At 59.7% G+C, this 23089-nt stretch carries 18 protein-coding genes and 1 pseudogene; 14 read left to right on the forward strand and 5 right to left on the reverse strand.

Going from position 1 to position 23089, the window contains the following annotated elements; all coding sequences use genetic code 11:
* The first annotated feature begins 503 nt into the window (after window positions 1-503).
* From QX041_RS24760 to QX041_RS24770, 3 genes and pseudogenes are all read left to right on the forward strand, one after another.
* A pseudogene (locus QX041_RS24760) lies at window positions 504-2516 on the forward strand (ParB/RepB/Spo0J family partition protein).
* Window positions 2517-3240: 724 nt separating this feature from the next.
* Window positions 3241-3552, forward strand: a complete 312-nt coding sequence (locus QX041_RS24765) for a DUF736 domain-containing protein (protein ID WP_316166813.1) — start codon at window positions 3241-3243, stop codon at window positions 3550-3552.
* Between the two features lie 356 nt (window positions 3553-3908).
* Window positions 3909-5105 carry a DUF932 domain-containing protein gene (locus QX041_RS24770; protein ID WP_316166814.1) on the forward strand — a complete coding sequence of 399 codons (1197 nt, stop codon included), beginning with the start codon at window positions 3909-3911 and terminating at the stop codon, window positions 5103-5105.
* Window positions 5106-6274: 1169 nt separating this feature from the next.
* On the opposite strand, the gene mobF is transcribed toward QX041_RS24770, so the two are convergent.
* The 4 genes from mobF to QX041_RS24790 all read right to left on the reverse strand — a co-directional run bounded on the left by mobF (window position 6275) and on the right by QX041_RS24790 (window position 10167).
* Complete coding sequence (gene mobF / locus QX041_RS24775; RefSeq protein ID WP_316166815.1) at window positions 6275-7405, reverse strand: MobF family relaxase; 1131 nt, start codon at window positions 7403-7405, stop codon at window positions 6275-6277.
* 3 nt (window positions 7406-7408) lie between these two features.
* Window positions 7409-9220 (reverse strand): type IV secretion system DNA-binding domain-containing protein, encoded by a 1812-nt coding sequence (locus QX041_RS24780; protein ID WP_316166816.1) that lies wholly within the window; start codon window positions 9218-9220, stop codon window positions 7409-7411.
* The gene (locus QX041_RS24785) at window positions 9217-9537 is read right to left on the reverse strand and encodes a hypothetical protein (protein WP_316166818.1); all 321 of its coding nucleotides are present in this window, start codon (window positions 9535-9537) and stop codon (window positions 9217-9219) included. The genes QX041_RS24780 and QX041_RS24785 overlap by 4 nt, the downstream gene beginning before the upstream one ends.
* A gap of 450 nt (window positions 9538-9987) precedes the next feature.
* Window positions 9988-10167, reverse strand: coding sequence for a hypothetical protein (locus tag QX041_RS24790; protein ID WP_316166819.1), 180 nt, complete (start codon window positions 10165-10167; stop codon window positions 9988-9990).
* Between the two features lie 839 nt (window positions 10168-11006).
* On the opposite strand from QX041_RS24790, the gene QX041_RS24795 reads away from it, so the two are divergent.
* The 10 genes from QX041_RS24795 to QX041_RS24840 all read left to right on the forward strand — a co-directional run bounded on the left by QX041_RS24795 (window position 11007) and on the right by QX041_RS24840 (window position 21304).
* A complete protein-coding gene (locus QX041_RS24795) occupies window positions 11007-12185 on the forward strand; it encodes a hypothetical protein (RefSeq protein WP_316166820.1) in 1179 nt (392 codons plus the stop codon).
* Entirely contained in the window at window positions 12182-14047 is a 1866-nt protein-coding gene (locus tag QX041_RS24800; RefSeq protein ID WP_316166821.1) for an NAD-dependent malic enzyme, read from the forward strand. Before QX041_RS24795 ends, QX041_RS24800 begins: the two co-directional genes overlap by 4 nt.
* A 738-nt stretch (window positions 14048-14785) precedes the next feature.
* A complete protein-coding gene (locus QX041_RS24805) occupies window positions 14786-15124 on the forward strand; it encodes a helix-turn-helix transcriptional regulator (protein ID WP_316166822.1) in 339 nt (112 codons plus the stop codon).
* Between the two features lie 176 nt (window positions 15125-15300).
* On the forward strand, window positions 15301-15507 hold the full coding sequence (locus QX041_RS24810) for a hypothetical protein (protein ID WP_316166823.1): 207 nt from the start codon (window positions 15301-15303) through the stop codon (window positions 15505-15507).
* 357 nt (window positions 15508-15864) lie between these two features.
* Window positions 15865-17541 (forward strand): phospholipase D-like domain-containing protein, encoded by a 1677-nt coding sequence (locus tag QX041_RS24815; protein WP_316166824.1) that lies wholly within the window; start codon window positions 15865-15867, stop codon window positions 17539-17541.
* A gap of 66 nt (window positions 17542-17607) precedes the next feature.
* On the forward strand, window positions 17608-18420 hold the full coding sequence (locus QX041_RS24820) for a S1/P1 nuclease (RefSeq protein ID WP_316166825.1): 813 nt from the start codon (window positions 17608-17610) through the stop codon (window positions 18418-18420).
* A 39-nt stretch (window positions 18421-18459) separates the two neighbouring features.
* Window positions 18460-19701, forward strand: coding sequence for a pentapeptide repeat-containing protein (locus QX041_RS24825; RefSeq protein ID WP_316166827.1), 1242 nt, complete (start codon window positions 18460-18462; stop codon window positions 19699-19701).
* Window positions 19702-19769: 68 nt separating this feature from the next.
* Entirely contained in the window at window positions 19770-20114 is a 345-nt protein-coding gene (locus tag QX041_RS24830; RefSeq protein ID WP_316166828.1) for an IS66 family transposase, read from the forward strand.
* A 438-nt stretch (window positions 20115-20552) separates the two neighbouring features.
* On the forward strand, window positions 20553-20870 hold the full coding sequence (locus QX041_RS24835) for a hypothetical protein (protein WP_316166829.1): 318 nt from the start codon (window positions 20553-20555) through the stop codon (window positions 20868-20870).
* Window positions 20871-20923: 53 nt separating this feature from the next.
* A complete protein-coding gene (locus tag QX041_RS24840) occupies window positions 20924-21304 on the forward strand; it encodes a hypothetical protein (RefSeq protein WP_316166830.1) in 381 nt (126 codons plus the stop codon).
* 405 nt (window positions 21305-21709) lie between these two features.
* On the opposite strand, the gene QX041_RS24845 is transcribed toward QX041_RS24840, so the two are convergent.
* Window positions 21710-22714, reverse strand: a complete 1005-nt coding sequence (locus tag QX041_RS24845; RefSeq protein WP_316166831.1) for a hypothetical protein — start codon at window positions 22712-22714, stop codon at window positions 21710-21712.
* A 192-nt stretch (window positions 22715-22906) separates the two neighbouring features.
* Here QX041_RS24845 and QX041_RS24850 point away from each other — a divergent pair, with 192 nt between their 5' ends.
* Window positions 22907-23071, forward strand: a complete 165-nt coding sequence (locus QX041_RS24850) for a hypothetical protein (protein WP_316166832.1) — start codon at window positions 22907-22909, stop codon at window positions 23069-23071.
* The last annotated feature ends 18 nt before the right edge of the window (window positions 23072-23089 follow it).

Below are 23089 nucleotides of genomic sequence, written 5' to 3' on the forward strand. Positions count from 1 at the left end.
GTGTCGCTTGCCGGAGGCTCTCGTCCGCGGCCCCGCCGTCATTGCATGCCGGCGTCGCTATCACTGTCCCGCGTTCGGGTGCCTTGTTAACCGGTCTCGCGACTGCAGTCGGTCCCGCGTCCCGCCGCGTTCGGCGTCGGCGCTATGCTGACGCTCCTGCGGCTGCCTTATTCTCTGCCGGGCACGGCTTACACCAGCCAACATGCCCCGTCTTCTAGATCTAAGGGGCTCCGCCCCTCGCGCGCGCCAGGGTAAAGCGCCGGCTGGTGCCGGCGCCGACCCGAGCGCTCTCCCCGGTCTTCCGCGCTTCCTCACATCCTGAATCATCTCAGCCAGTCCTGCGCTTGTGCAGACCCGCTCTTCGAGCGGCCCTTGCGGGCGGGCGATCCCCCACCGCTCGGATCGCCCTGGCACTTGCTACCCCCGGTCTCGCCGACGGGCAGGGGCGCAGGCGCGGAGTGTGCGCGCTTTGCGCCCATCAAGCCAGAGAAGGGAGATCGATCATGTCGGCCAAATCAGTCGAAACCATTGTGGAGAGCGGGACCGAGCTTTTCATTCCGCTTAACAAGCTGAAGAAGTCCCCGAAGAACGCCCGCAAGACGCCGCACAGCGAGGCGGCGGTCGAAGCCTTGGCGGCAAGTATCGCCGCCAAGGGCATCTTGCAAAACCTCGTTGTCGAGCCGGAGTTGGATGGAGAGGGGGGCGCGACCGGGTTCTATTTCGTGACCATCGGCGAGGGCCGGCGCTTGGCCCAGCTCCTGCGCGTGAAGCGGAAGGAGATCAAGAAGACCGAGCCGATCCGCTGCATCATCGACACCGCCAACGATGCCCACGAGATCAGCCTCGACGAGAACGTCACCCGGGAAAACATGCATCCCGCCGACCAGTTCGAGGCGTTCAGGAAGCTTGCCGACGAACGCGGGTTTGGCGCAGAGGAGATCGCGGCCCGCTTTGGCGTGACCGCCCAGGTGGTGCGGCAGCGGCTGCGATTGGCCGTAATCTCGCCGCGGCTGATGCAGGTCTATCGCGATGGCGAACTGACCCTTGAACAGTTAATGGCGTTTGCCATCACCGAGGATCATGCGCGGCAGGAGGCTGTCTTTGACCGGCTGTCCTACAGCGGCGACGCCACCATCATCCGCCGTCTTCTCACCGAAACGCATGTGCCTGCCACGGATCGCCGCGCGCGCTTTGTCGGGATCGAAGCCTATGTGGAGGCGGGCGGGACCGTCCTGCGTGACCTGTTTACGGAGGATCGCGGCGGCTATCTGGAAGACGTGGCGTTGCTCGATCTGCTGGTGACGGCCGGGCTTGGCCATGAGGCCGATAGGCTGCGGGCCGCGGAAGGGTGGAAATGGACGGAAGCCCATCTCGATTTCCCGCACGCGCATGGCTTGCGGCGGGTCTACCCGCATCAGGTCGAGCTGTCGGCTGAGGATCAGGCGGCACTGGAGGCCGCCCGCCACGAGGTCGAGGAACTGTCCGAATGGCATCAGACGGTCGATGAAATCCCCGACCATGTGGATGTCCGGTTCTGTGAGCTGGAAGCGGAGATCGACCTGCTGGAGGCAAAACGGCACGTCTACGACCCTGAGGATGTCGCCCGTGGTGGCGCCTTTGTCATTCTCAGCCATGACGGCGACCTTCGCATCGAACGCGGGTTCATCCGTCCCGAGGACGAGAAGCCGCGATCGCAACCGGATCAGGTTGGCGATGCCTCGGAGCCGGAGGCCCAAGGCGCAGGTGACGAAGCCGCTGAGGATGGGAAGGGCGAGGAGAGCGGCAGCGATGAGGAGGATGAGGACTGTCCATTGTCGGACCTGCTTGTCCGTGACCTCACCGCGCACCGCACTTTGGGGCTGCGGCTCAATCTGAGCGAACAGCCGGAAACCGCGATTGTCGCTGTGACCCATGCGCTGGCCGCGCAAATCTTCTACATCGGCGCGAATGCCCATGCCGTCGGCATTCAGCCGGTCAGGATCGATCTGGCGTCACATGCCGATGGGATCGAGGATACCCCGGCCGGCAGGGCCTGGGCGGATCGCCACGCCGATTGGGCAAGGCAGCTGCCGCGCGACGTTGCCGGCCTGTGGACCTTTGTGGCCGACCTCGATTGCGACAGCCGCATGGCCTTGTTCGCGCATTGCGTTGCGCTGACCGTCAATGCCGTAAAGCTGCCATGGGAGCGGCGAACGCGCGCCCTGGCCACCGCCGACCGGCTGGCGCAATCGGTTGAACTGGATATGACCGGATATTGGCGGCCAACGGCGCGCAGCTATCTCGGCCGTGTCACCAAGGCGCGCATTCTGGACGCCGTGCGGGAAGGGGTCAACACGGAGGCCGCCGAGCGGATCACTGACATGAAGAAGCGCGACATGGCGGACGCCGCCGAGTAATTGCTGACCGCGACCGGTTGGCTGCCCGCGCTGTTGAGGACGCCGAAATCCGATCAGGAGCGCGCAGGCGAAACGCCGAACCAGGAGAGCGGAGCGACCTGTCCGATGGCTGCCGAATGAAGTCGAGGTCGGGGCCGCGCGAGCGGCCCCCGATTGGTTCCAAAAATTTGCGGCCGCGCGCTAATCGGCGCGCGGCCGGTTCGATGGATACCAACTGCGTCCACCGCCCCGTGCAAGCCCCGCCTGAAGGATGACGCGGATCGCGATCTCCCGATTCCGGCCGGCGACGCAGGCGAGGGATCGGTGCGTGACGCCCTCGGTCTTGACCATCACGATGCGGTCGGGGCAGGGGCTCTGACCACGGAATGGCCTGAGCCCTCGAGACCGTCGATACATTGCACGGCAACGCCGGCCACGCCTTCGATCTCGCGCGAGAAGCTGCGATGCCGGTCGCTATCGTTCGCCTTCGCAGTGCTTGACCTGGTGTCGATGCCGAGACGTCAGCGTGTGTCTGATCAAACCAGCCGTTTCGGTGTGTCGCGTCGGTCCGGTTGCGATGGTGATCTCCGTCCGTTCGTCGTGGCGCGCATCCGGCGTGGACCTCGAATGGCTGATCAGGCCCGAGGGCCGGCCAAAGCCTCGATCGCCTTCCCGCAAGGGCTACGCCGGCTTTTTTCCCCTGCCGCCAAGCGGCGGCATTCCTCGCGGGAAGCCAAAAGAGCCGGCTCTCGCCGTCCTCCGCTGGCGCTTCGGGCCTGACGGCTGCGGGCCGATCGCTCCCCGGGCCAAGGACCGCCATCGAGGCCGCGATGGGCGCGACCCGAGCAAACAGACGGAGACCACCATGGCAACCATTGGCACCTTCACCGCATCGGACAACGGCTACACCGGCTCGATCAAGACGCTGACGCTCAACATCAAGGCCAAGTTCGTCGCAAGCGACAAGGACAGCGACAAGGCGCCCGACTACCGCATCTGGGCAGGCGCCATCGAGTTCGGTGCGGCCTGGAAGAAGACCGCCCGTGACAGCGACCGCGAATATCTCTCGGTCAAGCTCGACGATCCGAGCTTCCCGGCGCCGATCTACGCGTCGCTGGTCAAGGTCGAGGGCGACGACGTTTTCGCTTTGATCTGGTCGCGCCGCAGCGGCGACTGATCCCCTGGGATCATCGGCCCCGCCTCTTCGGAGGCGGGGCTTTTTGCATGCTCATCGCCGTCTAAGAGGAAGGCCAAGGCTCTGTTTCTGACAAGCGATTGCTATGGGCTCCGCCCTCGCGCGGGCAAGGGTGAAGCACGACAACGTGCCGGCCGGTGCGGTTTCCCCAGTCTTCCGCGCCTCCATCGATCACAAGAGTCTCGCATGGAACGGCGCGTGCAGACGCGCGCGGATCCCGCGCGCCCTTGTCAGGCGGGTGATCCCCCTCCGCTCCGGCCGCCCTTGCTACCCCAGGTCTCGCCGACGGGCAGGGTTGCAGCGCAGCGCTGCGCTTCAACCTGAACAGGAGAGTGACAATGAACGTGACGATGTCACAGCACGGCGAACAATCGTTTTCCAGCGGTTTCCGGGTGGATATCTCGCGCGGCCAGCGGATCGGCCGGGTGTCGTCGGAGTGGTTTGCGCGTCCAGATGACGAACGCTATCTCAATTTGCCGGACCTCTATGACGCCGTGCGCAGCCGGGCCGAATGCGCCGATGTGCGCACCGTCGAAAGTCGGACCATCCGCGTGGAGGCTACCCGCGAGAACGCCGAGCGGTTGGCCCTAATCGTTCCCGGACAGTCTGAGCCGGTGACGCCGACGCATTGGAGTTTTGGCCAGCTCTGCACGCTGGTGGGTGCCCCGGGCGCCTATCTGCGGCAACTGCCCGCAGCTTTGTCAGCCATCAATCTGCAGCATGGCCTGCTGTCACACCGCGCCGAACTGGTGAAGACCCTTGAGGCCGATAATGGCCGAGTTGAGCTTCGTGCCGTCACCGGGCCGGACTACGGCCGCATCTGGGATCACGAACTGGTTGCCGCGGTCATGCAGATTGCCGGCAATGGCACCGGAGACACCCGATGGAAAGTGCCGGGTGTGCTCGACTGGTCGACCATGAACCACAATCCTTTTGTGGATGTCACCAAGGACACCACCACGCTCTACGCCAGCGATCGCGACGTGTTCCTCTTTCTGGTCGACGACACCAACCCGATCGAGGCGGGACGGCTTCCGGACGGCTCGCCGGATATGTATTTTCGGGGCTTCTACTGCTGGAACAGTGAGGTCGGCAGCAAGACGCTGGGTATTGCCAGCTTCTATCTGCGCGCCGTCTGCATGAACCGGAACCTCTGGGGCGTGGAAAATTTCGAGCAGATAACAATCCGGCATTCGAAGTTTGCCGCGCAACGGTTTGCGCATGAGGCTGCACCGGCATTGTCGAACTTTGCCAATTCCTCGCCCGCGCCGTTTGTTGCTGGCATTGCGGCCGCGCGGCAGCGCATCGTCGCCCGCACGGACGAGGATCGCGAGGGCTTTCTGCGCAAGAATGGTTTCTCCAAATCCGAGACATCGAAGGTCATTGAGGCCGTTCTTGGCGAGGAGAATCGCAAGCCGGAGAGCATTTTCGACTTTGTGCAGGGCATCACGGCCGTGGCCCGAAGCAAGGCGCATCAGGACGCGAGGCTCGAGCTGGAAGGCAAGGCCAGGCGCCTGATGGAGCGTGTCAGCTGACCACAAACCGCGCAACCGGGTGACACCGGTTGCGTGGCCACTCTCAAAAAGGTTCAGCGTCGCTGACTCCGCTAGCCAGATCGGCGACGCTGACGCGCGCACGCGTCCGGTGCTCGCCGGGCCTTCGGCCCGGCTCGCAATAGAGCACAGTTTGACAATCAACGCCCGATACGACGGACAATCGGACGGACGAATTCGTCCGGCGTTTTTGGTTTGCGCTGGTTTGTCGATCTGCCAAGATCGTCGGCTTAGTGCGCATTCTGCGCGGCACGATACCATCTACGACATCGGTGCATAGTGACGAGGCTGGTGCTGACTTTTTTGGCGAAGACCTACTGACAACCGACATCTGATTTGTAGCGGCCGGGCAAAAAGTCCGTAGCAGCGCCGCGGCCGCGAGGCGCTAGAAGCAGCTTCAGCCATCGCCTTTAGCGGTACTGCCTCGTTTTAGCCCGACGTTACCGGATGACGATTCTCAGCATCGAGGGCGCCCTGAGCGGCAGTCGGTTTGCTGCAGGACCGCCAGGATATTATCATTCTCGTACAGCGGCGGCACCGGCGCTCTCGCCAATTCTCTGCAAGGAGGCATCAAGAATTACTCACTCGGAAAGCCAGTTGGTTGCAGCATGATCGCGGCCTCATCAACGCGTCCATTGCAACAGTTGTGCGTTCTGGCGGCTGGGATTGGGCTTCTCCACAAGCGGGCAACGGCAATCAAGAGCAGAGATGAGTCTTAGGGAAGAGAAGGAAGAAGTTTTTCACACCCTATGCACCTGTGGTGCTGACACTTCGCGACCCGCATGCGGCTATCTCATTGGGGTGAAACAAAAAAGTCATGTTGATCGGTGTTTACAAAAGAAGGATCGAGCGAATACAGCAAGGGTTCTCTAAGGATCAATAGATCAAGGTGGGTCAATAACTTGCAGGCGCTTGGACGCGTATACGAGCGAAATTTCGGTATCACTTTCTAGCTGTGACGAGGTTATTCACGTAGCTGTTCCCAAAGCGTCCCCTGTCGCGATCTGAACTCAAAGCTAGCAAATCGTTTCCTAAGGGTCGCTGATCGATTGTGAACGGGCGGGGCTACTCCTCCTGCCGGCGTGTCCGTTTGCAGCGATCCAGGGGCCGACGCTGCCGCGGGAAGGGCCAATCGTCTTCCCGACTCTCGCTCAATCCCGATCATGCTCACTTTGGCGGAGCTTGATCCTGACCCCAGACATGCCGGCCGACTGGTCCATCGCGCGGAGCACTTGCCCGAGGCGAGAACCGAGTTGGGCGGCGCTTTGATGCTGGGTTGGTTTAGCAGCGGCCCGGGCTCCCGCCGGTGCTGGTTGGCCGACCGGCGAACGGGTTTGGCCCCGCCCTCCTGCAAGCTCCACGTGAGAACGGCTGCGGCTTGTGGTGTGTATGTGATCACGGCTCCTACGGATATCAAAGCCCAGAGACTTGGCCTCGGCTTGCCAATGGCTGGTGAGTTCGCTGAGCTTGGCATCCTGCTTGGGCCGGCGCGTGCGTAGCGTCGCCAGCTCCATGCCCTTTGGCGTGCTATAGCCGTGGGCTTTCGCGGCTTCCTCGATCGCGTGGCGCCGCTTGGAGAAAGCGCGCTCGATGTGGCGCGGGATGGCCGCCACGCGAAACGTGTCCTTATGCTGCTCCAGCCGAATACCTTGCCGTTCGAGCTCCGATGCAAGCGCTTGGCGGTAGGTGGTCCCGGCCTGCTTCTGGGTCTTGTAAAGCTCACGGCTGACGATCGCGCCCCAGCTGCCATCGTGACGCGGAGCCAGGTTGAAAACGAAGGTGTGGGTGTGCAGCTGCGGGTCGGATTCGCGGCTGGTGTGATGATCGAACTGCGCCATGAGTAGCCCCGCGGTCTGCTCTCGGGTGGCTCCGGCCCGGCCACGCCTTGCCCAGCCGGCGGTTGCTTCCAGCTGACCGCTCGCAGTTAGGACAGCCGACCGATGGGCCTGGGCGATCATCTGGCGCTCAGCGGGCTCAGAAAGAGCCCAGAGTACTGAGACCGATTTGGGTGCGCTGAAGGTCATGTCCCAGCCGGCCGCGTGCTCTCGACCGCGGCCGCCAAGCTGCGCCAGCCGCTCGCCGGTCTTGGGATCGATCCCGCGCAGCGCAGCGTCGAACTCGGTGCGCGTGACGGGTCCGTCCAGGCTGAGCCGCTCGGCCCCTCGGCCGGCCCAGCGGCCCGGTGGATCGCCGTCCCGGCTGTAGTAGTCGTCGCGCTGCAGATGACCGTAGTAGCGCGAAGCGGAAGCTGCGTTCCCGCGAGCTGAGATGGAGGCCACCATGGCTCACTCCCGCCGTTTGAGGATCTGTTTCGCCAATTCCTTCGACAGGCGGGCAGGGGGAGAGGGTGGAGTTGGATGAGTGTCATCGTCGGCGCGGTCCGACAGCCTCACCCGGGACGAGGGGCGAGTCCAATCGGCCGGCATGATCGGTTCGCGCAATTGACGCAGCTTGAGATAGGGCAGTTCCAACTCGTAGACGTCTTCGCCGAGACCGATGAGCAGGACCCGGACGCCGTCTTTGGTCGGTCCAAGGCGGGAGCCTAGTTCTGATGCCGTGATCACCCGGCGCATCTCGCGTTGGGTGCTCTCGGTGACGCTGGTCTTGCCGCCGGTATGGGTTGAGCTCTTCGTTCTCCGCTCGACCTCCTGCTCGCCGATGAGGCGGCTGATGTCCTCGGCCGCTTCGCTGGCGTTGATGCGGGTGATGATCTTGGTGCCGGTCATACCGAACCAGGACTTGGCTTGATCCTGTCCATAAACAGCGCGGATCTGGGCCGTGTCCTGAGCTCCGATCACGACCGCAACGCCCTTGGAGCGGCCAAGCTCGAGGAAGGTCGGAAACTGCTTGACCGGCGGCAGCTGCGGGAACTCGTCCAAGAACAACCAGACCCTCCGCTCGCGGCTTTCGGCAAGGGTAGGGCTGCCTACGGCTGAGGCGAGCAGGCCGAGCATGCTGCCGATCCAGATCCGTGACAGTTCGGGATACCCGGGGTCGTGCTGAAGGATAAGGGGGCGATAACGCGTTGGGTGATGCAGCCAATTGCGAATCGAGAACCGCCGCGCCGATGGGGCGGACCAAGCCTCCGCCAGGACCGAAACGATCTGCATGTGGGTCTGGAAGGTGGTCAGGATGCTGAGCGTGGTCTTGCTTTCCGGCTGGTCGAGCAGTCGCAGCGCATTGGGATTGTGATCCTTGGCGTACGCTGCGAGCGTGCCGACATCAGCGGTCACGACTCGTTGCAGATCACCCCACCCCCACTCCTTGCCCCTGGTCGCCTGGAGATAGGCGATACAGGCGACGAGGATCTCCTGTGCCGCCTGGGACCACATCGGATCGGAACTTGGCGGGATGAAGCGGGCGGCTAGCTCGCGGGCGTCCTGCTTGATGCTGCAGTCGGCTGCCACGTCCCAGACCAGAGACCGCTGATCATGGGGCGCGACCAGGAGGGGGTCCCCATCGGCTGGGAGCCCGCCCATCATGTCGCCTTTCGTGTCGAGCACCAGGAGGCCATCCCCGCGAGAGAGCGCTTCATCGATCAGGTGAAGCATGGTCTGCGTCTTGCCTCCGCCGACGCTGCCCACGATCAAGAAATGCCGCGCCTCCCGCTCGCGCCCAAGGGGCACCGATGGCATCAACTCAACGCCCTTGCCGTGGACCTGGCACTCCGCGGCGGCCGCCCGGGCGAACGCCTTCAGGCCTTGACGGCCGATCTGCAGCCGTGCTCCGCGAAGGACCTTGAGCGAGACCGAGTCTAACCGAAGACTCAGCGCAAAGCCGAACAGCGCCAGCAGGCCCGCAAGACTGGCGCCGATCACGCTCCAGAAACGAAGCTCGAAGCCGTTCAGAGCTTGATATCGCGCGAGCCAGTCTCGGCAAGCCTGCCAATAGGCCTCGCCGGAGCGGTCTGCCAGCCAGGCCAGGCCACGCCCTCTGATGCAGGCCTGAATGTCTGCTGGCTGGAATTCGGCGCTCCCTCCATCGGCCAGCGTGGCGCTCGGCGGCCAGACCTCGAACCCGAGATACGAGATGCTCGCCGCGACCGCAAAGCAACCCATGGCAGCGAGAAAGCTGATGATCCGCAAACGCTTGGTCATGCTGCCCTCCCGGAGCTTTCGTCGGTCAGGGCCTTCAACAGGGCCTCAAACATCGCAAGCAGATTACGCGCTGCCTTGTCGGTCGATTGAACCTGCGCGTAGGTTTCCTGGCTTTGCTGTTCGAGCGCGGCGACTCGACGCTCTATCCGCATCAACCGATCGGCGAGAGCCTTGTTGTCCCCGCCGGCAAGCCCGGTGCGGATAAGGTCGCGGGCGACCCCGGTGATGTTTGCCGAAAGTTTGTGAGCCCGCGCGCGGATTTGCTCGATCTCGTTCGCGGCGAGACGGATCGAGATTGGTCTTGTCTTGCTTGTCATGAGATGGCCTCAACAGAGTTGCCGAGGCGATCGCTGATGAATGCGGATGAGCCCGCTGCCCTATTTGGAGCGTCCAGAAGACTCGAGGCTAACGCTCAGCCCAAGGTTGGCAAGCGCGAGAAGGGAGCGGAGCTTATCGGTGCACCCGATTGTCGCCCCTTAAACAATCTCGCTCAGACGTTGAGATACACTGCAACTGACGAAAAGGCACGTCGAACGATAGGATACAAAAGGGTGGCTCCTGGAAATTCTCTGCCCCGCCGATCGTCGACCAGTAGTGGTCATTGTGCTTGAGAGTGGTTATAGAGAGGTGCCGTAAGATTTCTCGGGCCTATCTTTTTGAAAGGCTAGCTCGCTACAGAGGCACAGGCGACCGAAAGCGCCTCGTAGATGCGCGATGCGCAGGATAGATTCAGCTTCTCATTTGCAGGAAGTTCAGCCAATAAGTCGTCAATTCTGTTTACCGAGATCGGGCTCGGACCAACTCAAGCTACTTCTAATCTCGAGTTCGGCTGTACGGTCGATCACGCTTTGAACGATGGCCTTGCAATCAACTTGGGTTAGTTCAAGAACGCCGTATGCTACCAATTCATCTTCTAGTATCGCGGCCATGATCGATACGACACTCATTCGCTTTGCTCCGTCGTGAGTGAGCTATGGAAGCGCGACGCGAAACCGCACTCATGCGTCGACTTCTGAATCACGAAAAGGCAATGCTGCGCCCGCTACCTCGCAGACTGCTTCTATCAGGCAGCGCACCGCCTTTGCCTCCCAATCGATTTGGCCAAGGTCCTCTTCCCAATACTGAGACATTACATGGGCCGCGTGCCGCGCCTTTGCGCCCAATCCCACGATTGTCGATGCTGGAGTTTGTACAATCTGTTGCTCGATCGGGTAGAGGCGGCGAGGAATTGCTTCTGTTCGGTCTGCCGCGACTTCGTTAGGGGACGTTGCCATGAAGAGAGCTCCCCATGGGGCTGTACCTCGCCAGCGGCCTGACTTCGATTGCGAGGCAACGACTCCAGCCCTTCCAGCTCTGCGCATAACTCGGTGAATTGCTGTCCATGCGCGAGGAGCGGGCCGTCTTCCGGCTGAGATGCCGGAGAGTGAGCCGACAACCCGTCAGTTTTGATATTCCAGGAGCGGTCGATCATTGGCCACTCCCCATGCGCTCGGTCGCAAGACTCGCGATCGCCAATGAAACGACCAGCGTTGATCCGGCTCACGAGTTCTCACTGTGCTCGACAATGATTATGTGCTGCCTTCGAGCACTAGGTGTGATCCAGGTATGCGGGCTTTGGGCAGCCCAGCTGCACCTGCTTCCCACGAAGACATCCGTCTGTGAGGACGGTCCGATGCGCATGTTCGCAACCTGGCCTGGGTTATCGCAAGCCACGCCCGGCAGCTCTGAGTTGCACTCAATCGGATATTGGTTATGATCAGGACGATAGATTGAACTGAGCAAACTGATGAGCAAGACCCTTGATCGGCCATTGGCACCAATCTTCTCTGCCTGCAGAGAGTATTATCTCACCAATCGCGGCGGGTTGAAATTCGGAAAAAGCACAATTTTTCGAGAGTTGAAAGAGGCTCTAACCGCTACGTTGCAGGCGATGGCAAGTCTTCATGCCGTGACGTATCGCGACTACCGGGCTGATAAAGAACATGCGGGCTATCTTATAAAATTCGCCCCACCAATGATTTTCCGCGTCCCCTATCACGTATTGCCGACGTTTCCCACTGGACGTGAATTGGATGCTCTTTGGAATCTTTCAAGAATCGTAAGATCTAGCTCCAACTCGACGATCTCCATCAGTGGAAGCAACGTTCTGAGAAAGCTATTTGATGTAGTTGGCGATGTTGATTTCTGCGAGTACCTTCCTGCGCGAGATATCGGCGATGTGAGCAAACTGCGGTCTAATATGCTTGGCACACAGCAGATCGTCTGCCTTACCTTAACATTAGGATGTGAGCGATGGCGTTACCCCTGGGATGAAAATAGTCCGACGGAGGAGTATTTCGCAAGGACGATCGATCCTCGGAATAAAGATAGGTCGTTTATAAAGGCAGATTATCTTGGCGAAATAGACGAAATCGGCGTCAGCGAAATATCGAATTTGATTATTGCTATCGACGAGAATGGCAACTCCGCTAGCAAGTCCAGAACGTTCGCCGCACAGGAAGCGCCGTTAGTCCCCATTGACCGACTTCCCAATCAAATGAACGATCCTGCAGAGCTCGGGCGCTACATAGACTGGTTAAGCTCGACGATAAGGAGCCACGCTGCGGAAGGTGATATGCGGAAATGCTTAAAGAGGTGCGCCTCTCTATCGCGTATACTGTTTCTGCCGGATGTGACTGACGAAATTTCCGAATTGGCGAGCGGAAATGCCATACTTCTTAGCTACAAGCTACGGAACCTGCAGCATCTCTATTCCGAGCTTAGGAGTCTGTCAGACGAGCGATTGCAGCGACTCTGTAATCGAATTTCCGAGCAAATCACTACGACGCAGGAAACAATACGTATACGGGGTGCCCCAGACGAGGTGTCCCGTAAACGATTTAATGACCAAGCTCGCGCAATGATGGTTCGTTTGTTAAGTCATCTGGAGCCTGATTTATACCCGAGCTCAGGGAGGGTTGCATGACCAGTCCCGTGCCCTATTCTTTACCTAGTGCTTGGTCGCATCGCAAGAGCGCGAGACAACAGCTGGCCGAGACTTTGCGAGCATGGCCCCTCGACCGCGAACAGAGAGCGTTCTTAAGTGACGCAACCTCTTTAGTTTCTTCCCTTCAAGCTAGCGAGCTAAATGAACGTTTGTTGGAAGCTGAAGCGGCCTTGAACTCTTTCGCGAAAGCAGCCGGAACTGCGCCGTTTTTTTCTTACCGAGAGTCCTACGAAGTTTCGCCGCGAGGGCTACCATTGTTGCGTGATCCTCTGCTCAACAAGGGCACTGGTTTCACCGAGCAGGAACGCGATGCGCTCGGACTGCGTGGCTTCCTGCCCGCAGGGGTGTTGTCAATGCAGGCCCAGGCCGAGCGCGTCGTGGTCAACCTGCGCAGCCTTTCCAACGACCTCGAGAAATACGTCGCCTTGAATGCGCTGCACGACCGCAACGAGGCGTTGTTCTTCCGCGTGGTGTGTGACAACATCGACGAGATCCAGCCGCTGATCTACACGCCGACCGTGGGCCTCGCCTGCCAGAAGTACGGCCTCATCTTCCAGCGTCCACGCGGCCTGTTCATCTCGGCCAATGATCGCGGGCGGATCGCGGAGATCCTCGCCAACTGGCCGTACCGCGCCAAGCTGATCGTCGTCACCGACGGCGAGCGCATCCTCGGCCTTGGCGATCTCGGTGCCAACGGCATGGGCATCCCGGTCGGCAAGCTGTCGCTGTACTCGGCCTGCGCCGGTATTCACCCGGAGGAATGCCTGCCGGTCATGCTCGACGTCGGCACCAACAACGAAGAGTTTCTGGCCGACCCCTACTATATCGGCCTGCGGCAGAAGCGCCTCAGGGGCGAAGCCTATGACGCCTTCGTCGACGAGTTCATGACCGCGGCTCGCACGGCTTTCCCCGGCGTACTGATCCAGTTCGAGGATTTCGCCAATCACGCGGCGTTCAAGCTGCTGCACAAATATCGCGACGAGGCCTGCGTCTTCAACGACGACATCCAGGGCACGGCGGCGGTGGCGCTTGCCGGCATGTTCTCGGCGCTGCGCATCACCGGCGGCAAGCTGCGCGACCAGACCGTGCTGTTCCTCGGTGCTGGCGAGGCGGCGACCGGCATCGCCGATCTCGTCGTCTCCGCGATGATGGCCGAAGGCCTGTCCGAAGCCGAGGCGCTACGGCGCAACTGGCTGACGGATTCCCGGGGCCTGGTCATCAAGGGCCGCGACAATCTACATGGCCACAAGCTGCGCTATGCGCATGACCAGGCCCCGATCGGCGACTTCCTCTCCGCAATCAAGACACTGAAGCCGACGGCGATCATCGGCGTGGCAGCGGTCGGCGGCGCGTTCACGCCAGAGGTGCTGCAGGCGATGGCCGAGCTCAACGAGCGTCCGATCATCTTCGCGCTCTCCAACCCGACCTCGAAGGTGGAGTGCTCGGCGGAGGCGGCCTATCGCTACACCCAGGGACGCGCGCTGTTCGCCTGCGGCAGCCCCTATGACCCGGTCAAGCTCGACGGCAAGACCTTCGTGCCGCGGCAGGGCAACAACTCCTACATCTTCCCCGGCATCGGCCTCGGCGCCATTGCCAGCGGCGCGCGGCGGATGACGGACGAGATGTTCATGGCCGCGGCCCACACCTTGGCGAATTGCGTCACCGGCGCTGATCTCGAACAGGGCAGTCTGTACCCGGCGCTGCGGCGTATCCGCGAGGTCTCGGCCCATATCGGCGCGGCGGTGGCCGGCGTCGCCTATCAGAACGGACTGGCCAGCGGCCCCGCACCAAACGACCTGCTCGGCTTCGTTGAGTCGATGATGTATGACCCACGCTACTGATCTGTGTCGACTTTTTGCCCTATCGCTGAGGAACCTGATCCACGAGGGGTCATCGAAAAGCGCATCCGCCAACGGCAAATAAGCCTTTCAACCGGAATTAGGTAATCAAGTAATAGATATACCCGAAGCGTTGCGATTCAGGCCCGGCAGCGCTGATCCTGCTCGCCTATTGCTATGCTTTACAAGGAAACGGCAACCGCAGGCCGGCAGCCTTGCATATCGCTTCGATCAAGAGCCGAACGGCGCGGGCGTCCCAGTCAATTTGCTCGATCGGCGATTCCCAATGCTCTGAAACCACGTATGCTGCATGACGAGCTTTTATACCCAGACCTACGATCGTCCGCGCAGGCGTAGCCATAATGGCTTGCTCAACGGGTTCCAAGCGAGCCAGGATTGATTCGACCTTCTGTGCGCGGCCAGTTAATTCCGAGCCGGCACTCTCAGGGCGTCGCCCCCGACCGCCACTGCGCTGTGGGTCCAGGGCGGATATCTCGGACAACAGGGTGACAAACCTTGTGTCTAGCTGGACCAGCGCGAAATCGTCCAGGCACGCTTGGTCGAGCGTACTCGGGCTCACCACACCTTCATTTCTAGACTTTCGCTTCTGGTGTCTTGGAGGGCTGTTGGCGTTCATCGACTACCCCTGTCGCGACCCTATCCGTAATCGGTACGTATTGTACGTGTTACGGTACAACAGTTACATGGACCAAACAAGCTGCGTCGGAACAGATTGTTCTTATGCAGGTACTGGGGCAAAAGCTTCGATCACGCGCCAAAGAGCTCGGCTTTTCAAACGCCGAGGTAGCGCGCCGTGCAGGTTTGAGCGAAAGGCGTTATGGTTTCTATGTGACCGGCGATCGTGAGCCGGACCTCTCGACTCTATTGCGGATTTGCAAGGTGCTGACCACGACACCGAACGCCTTACTGGGGATATCAGAAGACGGAAAGGAGGGATCCAATCGAACGGTGCTAACCGAGCGTCTTCGTCTGGCAAGCCGCGGGCTATCTGAAAGCGATCTTCAGATTTTGGTAATTCAAGCAGAGGCGGTAGTATTGCATCGTGGACGGTCAAAGTAGCATTGCTGTGGATGGACTGAATGGCTTCGTAACGCTCAACCTGATCGGCCACTAGCTCTGGATCGCTGCAGCCGACGAAGGACCGCGCGGGTTCAACTCCAGCTAAGGCGGTGGCCGGCACGCTGATCCTAAGTTTGCCGAAGAGGTCCTGAAGTTCTTCGATGAGCTGAAGACCAATGCAGCAGAAGAGCCTGGACGACCAGCATCCCGACCGCATGCGGACCAAAGCTCGGGCTTTGGCCTCGGGGACCGAGGCCATGCGGTTTGTCGACGCGGTGAATGCGATGTCGTTCGACATTGATGACGGCCTTTCGCACATCGCGGCGCTTCGAGGCCATCATCTGGCCTCCCAGTGCAACCTGAGCGACGCCCTTGCGGCCTAGCCCATGAAGATCAGCACGCTGCGGATGAACCGGCGCTGGAAGCCGACTTCCTGGGCCGTCCAGTCATTCCCCTGGGTCGAGCTATCGCACGCGTGTGAAATTTACTGGCACGTCTTGTAATTGAATGTGGTTTGTGCAGAATTTTGAGGCTCCGGGCTTGGGGCCGAACAACTTACTGAGATTATTTTGACGCCGAGAATCCCGTGCAGGGATTTTGGGCGCTTATCCATGGCTGAAGCCGCCGGCTGAGGACAGGTTGTTTTTTTACAGGTTCGTGACGGCGCTTCTTGCGGGGCTTGCTTGGACTTTCTGTTCCTATTCTGCCTGAATTCATTCTGGAAAGTATTGAGCCGGTCTATGCGCAAAAGAAGCAAGCCAACCGATCCCTTTCCCGCCCTTGCAATCGCCGGTAGCCACGTTGTGCTGCTCGGATGGGATTACCCAGCCGCCTCTATCCGGAAGGACAGGGTTTTGGGGTTCGCCATTGAACGAACCCGTCACTCGGACGGCGAAGTCATCTGGCTGCCGGGCATGAAGACGTTCCAAGCTGTCGAACCGAACCCGGCACCCGGGGTCCCCGTCACCTCCTACAAACATCCGCTGCAGACCTTCCAATGGTCGGACTATACCGTCGAGGAGGTCCACGAGTACACCTATCGCATTGTCCCGCGCTGCGGGGCGCCGACGGCACTGACAGACGGGCCCGACGTTTCGCTGAAGGTCACAACCGAAGGCACGAAAATCGGCAAGCACGCCGTGTTCTTCAACCGCGGGGCCGTCGCGTCCCAGGAATATGCACGCCGCTTTCAGAACAGGGCGCCCGACGAGGTCGGCCAGGCTGCGTTCGACTGGCTTTCGCGCGGCCTGATCGAGGGGCTCGAAACCTATATCGAGCAGGCCGGAGATGGCGACGAACTCTACGGCGCGTTCTTCGAATTCAAGAACAAGGAGATTTACACTGCGCTTAAGGCGGCCAAGAAGCGCGGCGCGACGGTCAAAATCCTTTATGACGGAAAAACGCAAGGCGACAAGAACCGGCAGGCTATGGAGGGGGCGGGCGTTGGCAAGATGGTCAAGCCGCGCATCCATACCGGGCAGTTCGCACACAATAAGTTTCTGGTTCTCCGCAAAGGCGAGACATCAGAGCAGGTTTGGACCGGCTCGACCAATCTCAGCGAGAACGGCATCTATGGCCATTCCAACAACGCCCATATCGTCCGCGACCGTAACGTCGCCGAGAAGTATTTCGAGTTCTGGAGCTTGTTGGACAAGGACCTGACCAAAAAACCCACGGCGGAAGCTAATGACGAAGCGACGCCCGTGCCGGCGGATCCCTGGGACAAGGAGGTCACACCCGTGTTCTCGCCGCAGACCGAGCTTGGCGCGATGGACTGGTACGCGAAGATCGCCGGCAAGAGCGAGCGGGCCCTCTTCATGACCTTCGCTTTCGGTATGAACAGCCGGTTCGTCGACGTCTATGATCGGAAGGACGATGTGCTGCGTTTTGCCCTCATGGAGAAGAAGGGCAACGGCAAGACCATGAAGCAGCAATCGGCCGAGATCGACCGCATCAGAAAGCTTCCCAATACCGTCGTTTCGGTGGGACACAAGGTTGAGCTCAACAACTTCGATCGCTGGCTTGAGGAAATCGACAAGATCACGGACGAGCAGCACGTCCTCTACGTGCATACCAAGTACATGATCTCCGATCCTCTCGGCTCAAATCCGGTCATCATCGTGGGTTCAGCGAACTTCTCCGACGCCTCGGCAATCACCAACGACGAAAACATGCTGGTGATCAAAGGTAACGAAATACTGGCCGATATTTATCTGGGCGAATTCATGCGGCTCTTCTCTCACTATGCCTTCCGTGAATCGCTGTCGTTCAAGGACAGTCAGACGCCGGCCGCTGCCCTTTTACGAAAATGCCTGATCGACAATCCGAATTGGATCGACGGCGAGCGGCCGAGCGCCAGCTATTTTGCGAAGGGAACGGATCGAACCCTCAGGCGCCTCTATTTCTCAGGCCAATAGGACGCCGAGCGGCCATCGCAAGCAGCGTGCCCAAGTCCAAGTATTCCTCTCGAAGGGAGACGTATCATGCGGGTTCTTTCGCTTGCTACCATCATCTGGGCAGCGCTTTGCGGCCAGGCCGCCGCGTGGGGTGACGAGGGCCACAAGATCGTATGCGAGATTGCCTTTCGTCTCGCGCAGCCTGACACGCGTGCGGCTGTTCGAAAGCTGATCAAGTCGGGAACGGAGTTCGATACATTTGCCGACTCCTGCATCTTCCCCGACCACCCGCGCATTCACCCGCCGCGCCACTTTCTGAATTTGCCCCGCGACGGGAAGCCGCTAACCACGGATGATTGCGGCGGCGCCAGCGAATGCGTCGTGACGGCTATTCTCAACGATGCCGAGAACGTAGCCTCGAAGGCCTCGAAAACCGCCGACCGCCTGATCGCGCTCAAGTCCTTGGGCCACTGGGTGGGCGACGTCCATCAGCCACTGCATGTCTCGTTTGCGGATGATCGTGGCGGAAACAACATCGACGTCTCCGGCGCCTGTAGCCGAAGTCTTCATTCCGCCTGGGACAATTGCCTCGTGGTGCACGCGGTCGGACCGGATGTGAAGCTTGCGGCAGACAAGCTCCTAGACGCCATCACGGACGAGCAAATCGCGGAGTGGAATGCGTCCGATCCTCACGACTGGGCGAATGAATCATTCGCCATCAGCGAGGCGGCCGAAACCGGCTATTGCACCTTTCATGGGAAATCCTGCGACCCACCTGACAGTGGCAGCGTGACTATCGATACTGCCTATTTGGCAAAGAGCGACGTCATCATCCGGGAGCGCTTGCAGAAGGCTGGCGTGCGCCTCGCGCATCTTCTCGATAGCATTTTTGCAGATTGATTCTGCCGATGGCTTTGGCAACACAGACATAGGTGAGCGATGGACTCAGGGCTGACGCTATGGGGCTTGTACATCCCGGTGGATGTCCTCCTCACCTCGATTGCGCTCTATGTGGTCGTCTCGATCACGCTGATTATCGCTGTTCCAGCCTATGCGGTGCCCATCGACCGCAAGGTGGGTGATGACGGTAGGCGCCTTCCCATTCTGCCGGATGACCTCGGCAAGATCATCGAAATGCGATCCAAGGTCCGATCAGCAGTCGTACAGACGCTAGGGGGCCTCGCCGTCTTCGCCACCGTCATCACGAGCCTGCAGGGCATCCGCGGGACCGAAGACGCGTTCAATCAGAAGAAAGCCGAGCTGTTTGCCTCAAATATCAAGCCGCTGCTGGCGACGGATGCGACGGCTGGCTCGGAGCCTGCGCGGGCCGAGGCGATCCATGTCCTGAACTTTGTCGCGCGAAGCGACCGATCCTACCATCGGGCCGTGTTCGATGCGTTGTCGTCCTATGTTAAGACGGCCTCAGACAAGCTCTGCTCGGACGAAAAGTACCGCCAGCCGGGTTTCAAACTGGACGGATCTATTCAACTCGCGATGAGGGCCATCGGCGAGCGGAAAGTGCAGGACGATCCGACCGGAAAGCATTTTGACCTCGAACACGGCTGCTACGTCGGCCTCGACCTGCAAGACGAATGGGGCGTTGTCAAAGGTCTGGGCCATACGCGCATATCGGCGTCGAAGATGCACCGCGCCAATTTCGTTAAGGCGGAAATGCAGGGGGCGGAATTTATCGGCATCGAGGCGGGCGATTGGCAGAACCCTGGCTGGTGCACGGCAATCGGCAACCGTCTGAACGAACCGGCCGAGGATGACACGCGGCCCGCGCGGTGTCGGGGCACGTGGAATGGTGACGAGCGACGGCACTACGTCACGCATTTCATCGATGCCAACCTCACGGACGCAAATTTCTCCTACGCCAACATCCAAGGTGCCGATTTCTCGGGCGCTACACTCACGGGAGCAAAGTTCGACCACGCAACGATCTCACGGGTCAGCTTCAAGGGCGTCACCGGCCTGAAGGTAGAGGAACTGGAGAAAGCCTGCGTTGGCGCGCCGGGGATGACAGCCGAACAGCTCGAGTGCGAACAGCCCTATTTTACTAAGGATATGCTGGCCGAGCTGAAGAAGAGCGCGATGATAGCCAAGGGCATTCGGCAATGCACGGAGCCAGCTGGCTTCAAATATGAACCGATCGCATGCCCGACGCCGCCAGCGCGATAGGAAGTCTTCTGCGGAAGGCCGCGAGTTCTAGCCAGACATAAGCAGCCAGTTCCGGTCGATTCCTAGCCGTGCGCGTCCGCATGTGCGGATCGGGCTTTCGTGAACCAGGCCGCAAACCCGTCCTGGTCGTTCAGCTTCAATCCCTCGCGCAAGATGCTCTGAGAGTGGCAAGCCGCTTGCATACGTTCTTCCTGTTGCTAAAGGGCTGCGCCCTTGGCGTGCGCAAGTTCGACGCGCTGGTTGCGATCAAACGCGAGGTCAACGGTCTGCCGGCCCACGAACGCAAAGCCGCACGCAACGCACGCAGCCGTCCACTCATCGATGAACTCTATGACGTCCTGCGCAAGCACCGCACCAAGCTCTCCGGCAAGAGCGAGACCGCCGAGGCCATCGACTACAGTCTCAAGCGCTGAGAGGTGTTCACGCAATTCAGACCGCCGAGAGCAGTCGCTCAGGCGGCCTTCACCGGACGCGTACGCAGAAGTTGTCGCAATCTGGGGCGCGGCGGACAGCGACCGAGCCATGTTGAGGTGATCGAATAGGTATTATTTGCCAATCGCCCTTTACGGCATTCGGCTCGTTGGTGGCATTCAGGCGTCGGTCACCTCTTTGGTGGTCGCCAGGCGCCCGAGGCGGCCACGCGCAACCGCGCGACACTCCGAGCCGCAGGCGAGGAAATTTATGCAAGCTGCCTTGAAGTTGAGAAAATTTCATGCTGCAATCTGTGTCGAAAACGGGACGCAGACCGCGCTTCGCGCTACCAATATTTCTATCGCGGATATTATTGCGGGTGAAGCGCTCGACGCTTCCGAAGCCCGATTTTCGGATAATTGCATCTTCTGGAGCGTCCGATGAGCGCGCCTTGCCCTTTCGATGCACAACAGTTGTCGTTTGCGGGATCCCCTGTGGGGCAGGCGCGCTGTTTGGTCCGCTTTGTCAAACGTGCAGGCGAGGTTGATGACACACCAGCCAACCTGCCGCAGCCGCTTATCGACCTCTTATCAGATCCCCTCAACCTCGGCATTACCAAGACGCGACTGAGATCTTACCTGCAGAAACAGGGCATTCCGGAGAGCTCAAGGGAGGCGTTATCACGGATTTCGACGGTGTTGCAAAATCCTGGCGTATCGGCGCCGAGTGGCAGCCGGTCAGCAACGATCTCGGTCTGAGCGCTCCACTTCCGATCGATCTTCTGAATGCAACTGTAACGCCGACATTCAAGGTGCGGGCCGAGTACGACGGGGTCGTCGGCAAGACAACCCAGCCGATCTTCGCCCACCACAACGACGCAATAAGAGTTGGCCCAACCGTCGGCTTCCTGGTCGCTCCGGTGAAACTGGAGGGATACTGGCCGACATGGCTGCAGAACACGAGCTTAAGTCTGAGCTACAGCGTGCTGCAGGACTTGAGATCACCGTCGACCTATAGTCTTTTCGATGCCGCATTCACCTACTTCATGGACGACAACAAGACACTTGGTCGCACCCTCACTTACGAGCGAGGACAATTGGATCAGACGGGCGCAAAAAGCGACACCTTTTTGGCAGGACTGTCGCTAAAACTCTATCAGGATTTCTCCAGGCTGCCCCCCAGCGGCCTATAGCGAGATTGTTTGCCGATGGATCGCAGATGGCTAAAGAAGCCGGCGCTCTCGGCTGCGTTGCCCCCAAGGTTTATCTAGGTCGCCTCCAGTGAATGTCGGTGCGCTATCCCTCGAACTTTGGTTCTCGGACGCGCAAAGGCGCGTTCGCAGCATGATTTCAGGTGCTTTGGTCGCGAGGCGGAAACCTTAGTAAAAGCTATATCACAGTGCGCAAATGAGAGTCGTGCGGCCGCTACGAGGTCGCGCGAACATGCAAATGCTAGACGAAGGGGCGGGTCTCGCGGTTAATCGCACAATACCTTCCCGGAGCTCGACTGCGCTAGCAGGCTGTTGAAGAAGTGCCGTTCCGAGGCGGACTTTTGGGCCTGGCATCGATCGGCTGGTCTATATAACAGAACACCTCCATCAAGCCGACCTAACCAGGGTGAATTGAGAGGAGGGCTGCGACCCGGGCTGATAGAGCTGAACCAGATTTCCGTTCTTATCCAGTGTCCACTTGAGGCCGAACCATTGGGCCGAAAATTGCTGATCATTGGTTCGCTGTAGCTTCATGTAGGAAGCCGAAGGATTTCGAGCAAGGATTGCCTGCTTAGAAGAGCCTCGCGCTCCGAGGTAATCGAGAACGTCCGGCGTGTTGTCACGACTAATCTTGTATGCGCGATTTCCGTCGGTCTCCAACTTGATTGTCTTTGAAAGGGTCTGATTGCTCGAATTCCTTTCGGTCCACTTTACTTGATCGTAGTCGATTTCGAGCTTCCAACGCCCGCCAGGATCGTTACTGTTCCAGATGCCATTTCCAAAGTCCGATGTGCTGTTGTTCTCAGCGAGCTTGCGGATAAGAAAGGCTGGAAGCTGAAGGTTGTCCGGGACAGTGTCTCTTGCAGGCAACTTGAGCTTCAGAGCGCTAGCAATTTCAAAAGAGAATGTGACGCAGTCCTGGAACATCAGCCGATACTCGGCTGAATCATTGTTGGTCTTCTGTGTCCAAGTGTCGATTATCCTGCTTGCAGCCTGAAATTCGCGATCTGTCACCGCGCACGATAAAATGACGTCTGAGATGTTCCAGGCGTCGGTCTTCAGTTCTCCCGGGACCGGACCAATCACCAGGGATGCTCCGCCCGCGAGTTGGCTCTTTGGATGAAGGCCAAACGCCTTGATCCATGATTGCTTCTGCACAGAGTCATCCCGCCCGATACCAATGAAGGCGTGTCCAGCAGGAGAACTTCCTGCTTGCGATCCGACGACGCTTGGGAATCTTGCAAAGAAAAGGACCCAGCTTGGGTCGCCGCTTGCTCCAGTCTTGAGATCGACGTCTTTTCTGAATAGTGTAGCAGCGGCTGACGACATTCCAAACGTGAGCAACGCTGCAGAAGATAACAACAAGTGCCTACGGTTTAAGTCGAAATGCATGGTTGAGCTCGTTTCGGTTTAGTTGTTGAAATTCAAGAAGGGAGAACACCCAAGTGAGGGAAGCCTTTTCTTATGGACGTAAGTGGAGGCCCGGCCGGTAGACCTCTCTCAATCAGTCTGCAGCACGGCCGGATTGCTCGATAGCTGTTCTCGATGAAGGAGGAGGCGGACGGGACGCCCCCAGAGGAATGTATGGTTGTTGCGGCGCAAATCTCAGCTCTTCAGCTCGATGACGCAAAAATCAAGCACACGTCAGGCGTGTTGCTTCAGCGCAAATCAATTGTGGATAACCTGTTCACGGCCTTTGGGGACGTCATCCAGGCGCTCGACGAGCACGAAAATTGTACTCTTACTTAGGTTGCATTGCGATTTCGG

Origin of the sequence: Bradyrhizobium sp. SZCCHNRI2009, from assembly GCF_032485115.1 — a bacterium.
GTDB lineage: Bacteria > Pseudomonadota > Alphaproteobacteria > Rhizobiales > Xanthobacteraceae > Bradyrhizobium.